Origin of the sequence: Novacetimonas pomaceti (genome assembly GCF_003207955.1) — a bacterium.
Taxonomy (GTDB): Bacteria; Pseudomonadota; Alphaproteobacteria; order Acetobacterales; family Acetobacteraceae; genus Novacetimonas; species Novacetimonas pomaceti.
In genome coordinates, this window is sequence record NZ_NOXG01000043.1 from 1 (window position 1) to 8,848 (window position 8,848).

General features: G+C 56.6%; 7 protein-coding genes and 1 pseudogene. 5 read left to right on the forward strand and 3 right to left on the reverse strand.

Annotated elements, in window-relative coordinates; all coding sequences use genetic code 11:
• Positions 1-138 precede the first annotated feature (138 nt).
• Both CFR71_RS14665 and CFR71_RS14670 read left to right on the forward strand, forming a co-directional pair.
• Positions 139-1,605, forward strand: a complete 1,467-nt coding sequence (locus tag CFR71_RS14665) for a putative bifunctional diguanylate cyclase/phosphodiesterase (protein WP_110532056.1) — start codon at positions 139-141, stop codon at positions 1,603-1,605.
• Positions 1,606-1,708: 103 nt separating this feature from the next.
• A pseudogene (locus tag CFR71_RS14670) lies at positions 1,709-1,858 on the forward strand (transposase); the annotation flags it as partial.
• A gap of 416 nt (positions 1,859-2,274) precedes the next feature.
• Here the strand turns inward: CFR71_RS14670 and CFR71_RS14675 are convergent.
• From CFR71_RS14675 to CFR71_RS14685, 3 genes are all read right to left on the reverse strand, one after another.
• Positions 2,275-2,778, reverse strand: coding sequence for a YciE/YciF ferroxidase family protein (locus tag CFR71_RS14675; RefSeq protein WP_110532058.1), 504 nt, complete (start codon positions 2,776-2,778; stop codon positions 2,275-2,277).
• A gap of 129 nt (positions 2,779-2,907) precedes the next feature.
• A complete protein-coding gene (locus tag CFR71_RS14680; protein WP_110532060.1) occupies positions 2,908-3,186 on the reverse strand; it encodes a hypothetical protein in 279 nt (92 codons plus the stop codon).
• A gap of 759 nt (positions 3,187-3,945) precedes the next feature.
• Positions 3,946-4,083 (reverse strand): hypothetical protein, encoded by a 138-nt coding sequence (locus CFR71_RS14685; protein ID WP_239020440.1) that lies wholly within the window; start codon positions 4,081-4,083, stop codon positions 3,946-3,948.
• Positions 4,084-4,316: 233 nt separating this feature from the next.
• Here CFR71_RS14685 and CFR71_RS14690 point away from each other — a divergent pair, with 233 nt between their 5' ends.
• The 3 genes from CFR71_RS14690 (at position 4,317) to glpK (ending at position 8,793) form a co-directional block, all read left to right on the forward strand.
• Positions 4,317-5,474 carry an aldo/keto reductase gene (locus CFR71_RS14690; protein WP_110532064.1) on the forward strand — a complete coding sequence of 386 codons (1,158 nt, stop codon included), beginning with the start codon at positions 4,317-4,319 and terminating at the stop codon, positions 5,472-5,474.
• A 395-nt stretch (positions 5,475-5,869) separates the two neighbouring features.
• The gene (locus CFR71_RS14695; RefSeq protein ID WP_110532062.1) at positions 5,870-7,369 is read left to right on the forward strand and encodes a carbohydrate porin; all 1,500 of its coding nucleotides are present in this window, start codon (positions 5,870-5,872) and stop codon (positions 7,367-7,369) included.
• Between the two features lie 98 nt (positions 7,370-7,467).
• A complete protein-coding gene (gene glpK / locus CFR71_RS14700) occupies positions 7,468-8,793 on the forward strand; it encodes a glycerol kinase GlpK (protein ID WP_239020441.1) in 1,326 nt (441 codons plus the stop codon).
• Positions 8,794-8,848: the final 55 nt, after the last annotated feature.

The following is an 8,848-nucleotide window of genomic DNA, read 5'->3' on the forward strand; positions in this document are numbered from 1 at the left end:
AGCAGAATATCGTCAATATTCCAGATCGGGCTCCTGTGGGATGACTGAATTCTACAAAATGACCCGAAATTGCCTCAAGTGTGAGAAATCCGCGTCGATGCCCTTTCGCGCCACGAAAGCGATCCCTATACGCTGGCCATGTTCTCCAACATCGCGCGTCAGCTGTCTCATGTGCTCGAACGGCGGGAAACCGCAGACCTCCTGCGCCACGAGGCCACGCATGATGCCCTGACCGGCCTGCCCAACCGCAAGGCTTTTCTTGCGCGGCTGGATGCCATCATGGAGCGCGACCGGAAAACTGGCCACGATCATGCGGTAATGTTCATCGACCTGGACAAGTTCAAGATGGTGAACGACAGCTTCGGCCATCATGCAGGCGACATGTTCCTGATCGAGATCGTCAAGCGTCTGCGCCGCGTGTTCGATACCGAGGAGAACTGCTTTATCGCCCGTCTGGGCGGTGACGAATTTACCGCCATCATGACCGGCCCGCGCGACCGGGCCGCCCTTGAGAAGATCGGCGCGCGCATCTGTCAGGAACTGGAGGGGGAAATGGTGATTGATGGGCATCACCTGCGGCCCTCAGCCAGTATCGGCATCGTCACGTCCGATCACGATCATAAATCCTCGGCCGATATCGTGCGCGATGCCGATCTCGCCATGTATGAAGCCAAGCGTCGTGGTGGCGACCGGGTCATCCTGTTTACACCAGATCTGCTGGCACGCATGCACCATGCGCTGATCCTGCAGGGCGAATTGCCTGATGCGCTGGAACGCAACGAGTTTCTGCTGCATTACCAGCCCATCATGGATATCCAGACTGGGCGCGTGGTGGGACATGAGGCCCTGCTGCGCTGGCGTGACCGGCGTGGCGTGCTGCATGACCCGGCAGCCTTTATCCGCAATGCGGAAGAAACAGGTCTGATCGTGCCCATTGGCAACTGGGTGCTGGAACAGGCGCTGCGGCATGTGGTGGCCTTCAATCGCGATCAGGTGCCGGGACATGAAATCGCAGCCCATGTCAATTTGAGCGCGAACGGGCTTCGCCAGCCTGACATGCCGCGACAGTTACGCGAACTGCTGGCGGCAACCGGCGCGAAGGCTGAATGGATCGTGCTGGAAATAACCGAGGACGTCCTGCTTCCGGACATGGATGCTTCCATCCGCCACCTTGCCGCCCTGCGCGGTGCGGGCGCACGGATTGCGATAAACAGCTTTGGCGGCGGCCGCAGTTCGCTCTCGCATCTCGGCATCATGCCGTTTGACATCATCAAGACCGACCGTGGCTTCGTTAAAACCATGAACACGCATGGTCATACAGTGGATGTGCTGCGCCTTATGGCCGATCTGGGCGAAAGGCTGGACAAAACGGTCATTATCGAAGGCGTGGAGACGCAGGCTGAGCAGGAGCAGCTAAGGGCATTAGGCTTTCGTTACATGCAAGGCTTCCATATCGGCCCCAGCCTGACGTTATGCGGTCGGCATGCCAAGAAAGGCATGTCGGTCGTGTTCGCCATACCATCGTCGAAAACAGATCCGTCATGGCGGATCGGCGACATTCACAAACTCGGTGCAGCGCATGACCGGTCTGTATCGCCAACCTGACTGCAACTCCAGTTCGTTACGGGGTTCGCCGAAATTGGCCGCCCAGGCATCGAATTCATGCAGGTAGCGCTTATGCAGCGCCTCAAGATCTATATCCCGGCCGGGCGTCCGCGCCGACGGTACGAAAAAGGCCCTCGACCTGTGGATCGAACAGAATGTGGGCGTCAGGTTCTGGCTCCGCGTCATGAACGAACTCCGGCATCGCGGCGTCGAGGATATTCTGCTGACCGTGGTTGACGGGCTCAAGGGCTTTCTTGTATTCGCTGCACCGAATGTCATGGGGTCACCGGAAACGACCCATGTTTTTAAGGTTCTTTCCAAGCATCTGACGCGCTCTAAACACTCTGTAAGGGCTTTAGAGATTGGAGATCATCCGGAAACATTCAAACGATCCCGACAAATCGTCTGCTGATGCAGATATTTTTTCAAATATCAACATCGGGAAATGGATTGATGTCCCGACCAGCAGGGGCGCAGGACCCCAATTCCAGCGCCCGGTCTTCCTGTCGGCATATGACCCGCCAGCAATGATGATAAAGCGCCCTTATATTCTGCGGGATATCTGCAGACCTCACCGGTCCGGCTGCGGCACTTCGCCTGCATCTTGCTTTCTGTCCGACAGGAAGGAGGATCCGTCTTATGTCTTGTCCGGGAAAAATGCTTCAGCCATCAGGCTGCATGCTGATTTATGCCCATTCCGGCAAGACGTGTCAGTTTCTGGTCTGCGGCTTTTTCTTCCTCAAGCGTCTGCTCAAGAACGTTCGCGCAATCCGCCCGGCCAAGCTGTTTGGCATAGGCGATAAGGCTGCCGTAACGGGTGATTTCATAATGTTCGACGGCCTGGGCAGCCGAAAGCATGGCAGCGTCACGGACCTCGGGATCATCGCAGTCACTGATGATGTCCTTTGCCTCGGCAAGGATGCCATCCATTGCCTGGCATGTCACGCCCTTGACGGGCTGACCATGCATCTGGAACACCTGCTCCAGCCTGCGTACATGCCCCTCCGTTTCCGTCAGGTGGTTCTGAAACGCGGCCTTCAGTTCCGGTGCGGCAGCCTTTTCCGCCATGGTGGGCAGGTTCTTGACGATCTGGTTTTCGGCATAATAGATGTCCTGAAGCGTATGCACGAACAGGTCATCAAGGGTTTCTATCGGTTTCGAAAACAGGCTCATTGGTTCTCTCCATTTTTCGAAAAGATGCCGGGCATCTGATTGGCACAAGGCAGCCAATGCGCTGATCGGGGCATTCAGTTGCCGGGGAATGCCAGCGGATCGCCGGCATTCCCCGTATTCAACACGACATCAGGTATTCTTGTGGCTCTGCTGGCCCGCCTTGACGTGTTGTTCGTGTGTGCCGCCCCGGGTGCCGGTGCCGTGTTCATCAGTATCCTTCTCGCCATGCGACATGCCGGCGTTCTTGTGGCTCTGTTGTCCGGCCTTGACATGCTGTTCATGCGTGCCGCCCCGGGTGCCGGTGCCGTGTTCGCCAGCCTCTTTCTCGCCATGTGACGTGCCGGCGTTCTTGTGGCTCTGCTGGCCGGCCTTGACATGCTGTTCATGGCTACCACCCTGATTTGTCATTTTTCCATTCCTTTTTTTCTGATCTGGGACGATCGTTCATCCGACCGCTCCATGACAAACCATCTGGCCCGAACGCAGTTTCGGGCAGCCAAAGAAAAATATAATATTTCTGGAAATAAAAAAGATACCATACGGTACATATATTATATTTCTGAATTTATATTGATGATTTCACTTCATGAATGTCACGATGCCATTAAGGATGTAATTCAGTAAAATTTTCACGAAATCCGGATATGCTACCAATATTTACCTGCAATATCGTGAGTTTATTCGCTTATATCTTACGGAATGTCGCAGGAACGTCCAGAATATCATATCTGGAATTTTATAAAATTCCTGAAATTAATTAAGGAAAATCTATACACAATTATCTTCTTGATGCCGAAAAATTAACGGCAAAAGATTGTAAAGAGATAAATGTTGTCCAAAAAGAAATTTTTATGAGTTTGTTTTGGCATGCACTCGCATAACTGGCAGCCTTCGGATATTCCGAATTCTGCAACATTCCTGAAAAAACCTTGTACCAACATAAATAATTTCCGATACTCTGCATGTATTTTTCCAACGGATCAATAAGCAGCATCATATCTTCGATCTGCCGCTGTCCGTCTCATTTCTGGACCTGTTTTCAGGAATGGCCCGATCTGACTGGCATGAAACGAGGGATCAGCCCATAGACATTATCGAATGTAATTACGGCAGACCATATCGACCTCTCGCCCACGATGCATTTCATCGCATCAGAAAATATCCGTTTTAGACAGCCGCAGGCAGCAGGAGCAGCGGCGGTCCGCCCTCACCTGTCGCGGCCCGGATACGTACGCCATTGACCTCGATATCCTGCCATCTGAAACCGGGTAGCAGTTCCGGGAATTCCCTGACTGTGGTCATCATCGCACCTGTACCTGTCCGGTGACTGGCAACATGAAGGGGCACGGTATCAGGAAATCCGTTTCAGCCCGCGATAAAGCCCCGTTGATTACCGATCAGCCTCCACGGGCATGGGCGATTACACATCACACGTCTGCCGAAGACAATCATGGACAGGATGACAATCCGGCGCAGGCGATAGCGAACCCTCATCAATGAAAAGCATTAAGAACCAGGCCATATCATATGAGGACGCAATGACAGCCACCCGACGCAATCTTCTCGCCCTTTCCGCCCTGGGCGGTGCCGCGGTCATGATGTCGCGACCGGGGCAGGCCCAGGATGCGCAACATGCCGGGGACGTCACGCCGACCATGGGACGCGTGCCCCGCGATACGCTCCCACTGAACACGATGCAGCCGGGCCAGCGGTTCCGTCCCCCGACACGCCTTGGCATCGGAGGGGTGCCGATTGGCAACGGCTTTGCGGCGGGCACGGATGAAGATGCCGAAGCGGCCCTGGAAGCAGCCTGGGCTTCGGGCGTGCGTTATTTCGATACATCGCCCTGGTATGGCCTTGGCCTGAGCGAGCGGCGTTTCGGGCATTTCCTCCATACGCGGCCACGGGATGAATTCGTGCTGTCAACCAAGGTCGGCCGCCTGCTGACAGCAGCCCCCAGGCCGCCTGACGGCACGATGTGGCACGATCCGTCCCCTTTTGCCTATCGCTATGACTATACCGCGGACGGGATCCGGCGATCGATAGAGGACAGTCTGCAGAGACTGGGCATTTCGCGGATCGACATCGTCTATATCCATGACCTGTCGCCTGAAAACAGGGATATGGGGGACCGGTGGACAACCTATTTCGATCAGGCCGCCAAAGGCGCAATTCCGGCCCTGACCAGAATGCGCGAGGAAGGACTCATCAAGGCCTGGGGACTTGGGGTGAACACGCCGCAGGCGGTCCTGCGCACCATTGAAATGGGCGATCCCGACATTGTCCTGCTGGCAACGCAGTATTCCATCCTGCGGCATGATGAGGCACTGGCACACACATTGCCGGCCCTCGCGCCACGCGGCATTTCGGTTGTTGTCGGGGCTCCCCTGAACGCAGGCTATGCGGCTGGGCGCAACCGTTACGATTATCAGGGCACAATTCCGTCCGGGATGGCCCATAAGCGTGCGGAGATGGAGGCCGTCGCCAAGCGGCACGGGATCGACCTGCGCACGGCAGCACTGCAGTTCGCGGCGGCGCATCCGGTTGTCGCAGCCGTCATTCCGGGCGCGCGCAATGCCGCGCAGATGCAGGCCAACGCACGATCCATGGAGGTCTCGATCCCGTCCGCGCTGTGGGATGAACTCAAACAGAAAAAGCTGATTGCTCAGGCCGCTCCTGTCCCCGTTCCGCTGTAGGGAAGGCTGGAACGGAGCCGTCAGGGCACGTCGTCAGTTGATGCTGATAATCGAAGGAACAAGCCGACAGCAGCAGGGATGGCTGATGCCCCTCCTGTCGTAGCGTGTTGCGATACTCCTGGACGAGGGATCGATAAAAGGTCGGGATACGGGGCATGTCGCTGAATCCCCCTGAGGGACCAATCACGTACCGGCGTCATAGATTTGTTCTGAATACGATATAAAACTACTTTATAGAGTTAAAATATCTGAAATATTACAAATACAATTCGTGTAAATTATTCACGAACTTGTGTTATTTATGAATTAAATCTTTCCCATTCGTGAACCGATACACATCCTGTTCCAGACAGCCAACCCCGTGGCGCAGACCGCCCGGGAAGGGAGAGCAGACAATGTGTGTCATCACGACATGCGCCAAGAACGAGAATAAGTCTGCAATAACATGGAATAACTTTCCCGCCCTCATCAGGCTTCTGGCCGTTATGGTGGGAATGCTGTTCGCCAGTTGCACGCTCACTTCCGAAGTATTGGCCCAGACAGAAACCGCCAAGACCACCTTTACGACCCATTACGAACCCGCCGCCTTTCCCATGACCGAATCAGGGCAGGTGGCGATCGGCCCCCTCGTGCCGATGCTGACCGCAACGCCCCACCTGTTCGGGAACTGGGGCGGGATACAGCCATGGCTGACGCAACGGGGCATTTTCCTCAATGTTACCGTCAACGAAGAATATATGGGCAACATTACCGGCGGCAAGCAGCGTGCCAACGTACTGGCCGGTCAGGTCGCAGCGGCGCTGGACATTGACTGGCAACGTCTTGCAGGGGTTCCGTCCTTCTGGACCCATATGCTGGTCATCAATGGACACGGCAACAGCCTTTCCAACGCCATGGGCGATTCAGTGACCAATCCTGAAGAGATATATGGCGCGCGCGGCAACGTGGTTGCCCATCTGGTGGACATGTATGCCGACAAGGGATTCCTGCGCGACCGCATCATCCTTTCGGTCGGTGTCATACCAACAGGCAGTTTTTTCAATCAGGATTACCTTGCCTGTTCGTTCATGAACGTATCGGTATGCGGCAATCCCGCGCCATCCAAATACGTGCCGGGCGGACGGGACTGGCCTTCGGGCAACCTTGGGGCGGTCCTGCGGGTACGGCCGACATTGCGGACCTACATCATGGGCGGCATCTTTGCCGTCAGCCCCCATGCCTATAACGGCGGCATATCGGGCTGGGCACTGGGGCAGGACGGGCTGGGAAAGCTTTCCTCCCAGGTCGAAATCGGCTGGAGCCCCTCCTTCGGCAGGCATCATCTGCTGGGGCACTACAAGATCGGGTACTGGTATGACAACTCCCGTTATCCCAACCTGTTTTCCGACATAAACGGCAATTCGTTTCAGGCGACGGGCCTGCCACGCCGGTATGAAGCCGGCATGAATGCGGCGTGGCTCATGTTCAACCAGATGATCCACCGCAGCGGAGATGGGCTGGCGAATGGCCTGATCGTCATCGGCGGCGTTGATTACACACAGGGTAACGAGGTGGCCATGCGGGATCATGAATGGATCGGCCTGCTGCAAAGCGGCACCCCCTGGGGCCGCCCGCTGGACCAGATAGGCGCCATGTTCCAGTATATGGAAATGAGCCATACCGTGGCCCTGCAGCAGGAATCCTCGCTTGCGCTTGGCCTGCCCTACCTGCCCAACCAGTGGGGCGCCGTTTACGGCATACAGAGCCATGAAAACGTATGGGAAGCCTTCTACAGCATCCATGTCGCCCGTGGCACGGCCTTCCAGCCCGATTTCCAGTACCTGCAGCGCCCCGGGGCCACAACGACCTTCCACGATGCGGCGGTAATCGGGTTCCAGTTCACCACCAATCTCTGAACGGTCAGCCGCAGGCATCCTGAATGCCTGCGGGCACGATAATCTTTCCGGGATCGTGGAACATTGTTGCGAAACACAAGAACAAAAAGGAATGCAGCATGACGGAATATGTGGGCGCGATAGACCAGGGCACAACCAGTTCCCGGTTCATGATATTCGACCGGAAGGGAACGATCGTTTCCGTCGCGCAAAAGGAACACCGCCAGATCTATCCCCATCCGGGATGGGTTGAACATGATCCGATGGAAATTCTTGAAAATACCAATGAAATGATTGGCGCCGCCATGGCACGGGCCAATCTGGGCGCGGACAGCCTGGTATCGGTCGGGATCACCAACCAGCGTGAAACCGCCGTCCTGTGGGACAGGACGACGGGCCAGCCCCTTCATAACGCCATCGTATGGCAGGACACACGTGTGGACCAGCTGGTCCACGAATATGGCCGCGACGGGGGGCAGGACCGCTTTCGCGCCATTACGGGCCTGCCGCTGGCAAGCTATTTCGCGGGCCTGAAACTGCGCTGGCTGCTTGATAACGTGGAAGGCGCACGCCAGAAAGCCGAAACCGGGCAGGCGCTGTTCGGCACGATCGACAGCTGGCTTTCATGGAACCTGACAGGGGGCACCAAAGGCGGCATCCATATTACCGACGTGACCAATGCCTCGCGCACCCAGCTGATGAACCTGAAAACCTGCGCGTGGGATGAGGGCATGCTCAAGGCATTTTCCATTCCCCCCGCCTGCCTGCCCCGCATCGTGCCCTCGTCACAGGTGTATGGCACGATCACGATCCCCAGCCTGCAGGGCACGAAGCTTGCCGGTATTCTGGGTGACCAGCAGGCCGCCCTGGTCGGGCAGACCTGTTTTTCACCAGGGGAAGCCAAGAATACCTATGGCACCGGTTCGTTCCTGCTGATGAACACCGGCACCGATCCGGTCCAGTCAAAGGCGGGACTGCTGACAACGGTGGCCTACCAGTTCGGCACGGAAGAACCCCGTTACGCGCTGGAGGGATCCATCGCCATTACGGGCGCGTTGGTACAGTGGCTGCGCGATAACCTGAAGCTGTTTGATCTGGCGACACAGATCGAACCGCTGGCCCGCAGCGTGGCGGATAATGGCGGCATTTACATCGTGCCCGCGTTTTCCGGCCTGTACGCCCCTTACTGGAAGGAAAACGCCCGCGGGGTCATTGTGGGACTGACCCGCTATGTCACGCGGGCGCACTTCGCACGCGCAACGCTGGAGGCAACGGCCTATCAGGTGCGCGATGTCGTCGCGGCCATGGAGGCGGACAGCGGCATCGTGCTGAGCAGCCTGAAAACGGATGGCGGCATGGTGGCGAACGAACTGCTCATGCAGTTTCAGGCCGACATCCTCAACGCGGATTTCTCACACTTGAGGCAATTTCGGGTCATTTTGTAGAATTCAGTCATCCCACAGGAGCCCGATCTGGAATATTGACGATATTCTGCTTCTG

Coding starts and splice junctions, on each gene's coding strand:
- CFR71_RS14665 (WP_110532056.1), top strand. CDS start 139: ATGTTCTCCAACATCGCGCGTCAGCTGTCTCATGTGCTCGAACGGCGG.
- CFR71_RS14675 (WP_110532058.1), bottom strand. CDS start 2,778: ATGAGCCTGTTTTCGAAACCGATAGAAACCCTTGATGACCTGTTCGTG.
- CFR71_RS14680 (WP_110532060.1), bottom strand. CDS start 3,186: ATGACAAATCAGGGTGGTAGCCATGAACAGCATGTCAAGGCCGGCCAG.
- CFR71_RS14685 (WP_239020440.1), bottom strand. CDS start 4,083: ATGATGACCACAGTCAGGGAATTCCCGGAACTGCTACCCGGTTTCAGA.
- CFR71_RS14690 (WP_110532064.1), top strand. CDS start 4,317: ATGACAGCCACCCGACGCAATCTTCTCGCCCTTTCCGCCCTGGGCGGT.
- CFR71_RS14695 (WP_110532062.1), top strand. CDS start 5,870: ATGTGTGTCATCACGACATGCGCCAAGAACGAGAATAAGTCTGCAATA.
- glpK (WP_239020441.1), top strand. CDS start 7,468: ATGACGGAATATGTGGGCGCGATAGACCAGGGCACAACCAGTTCCCGG.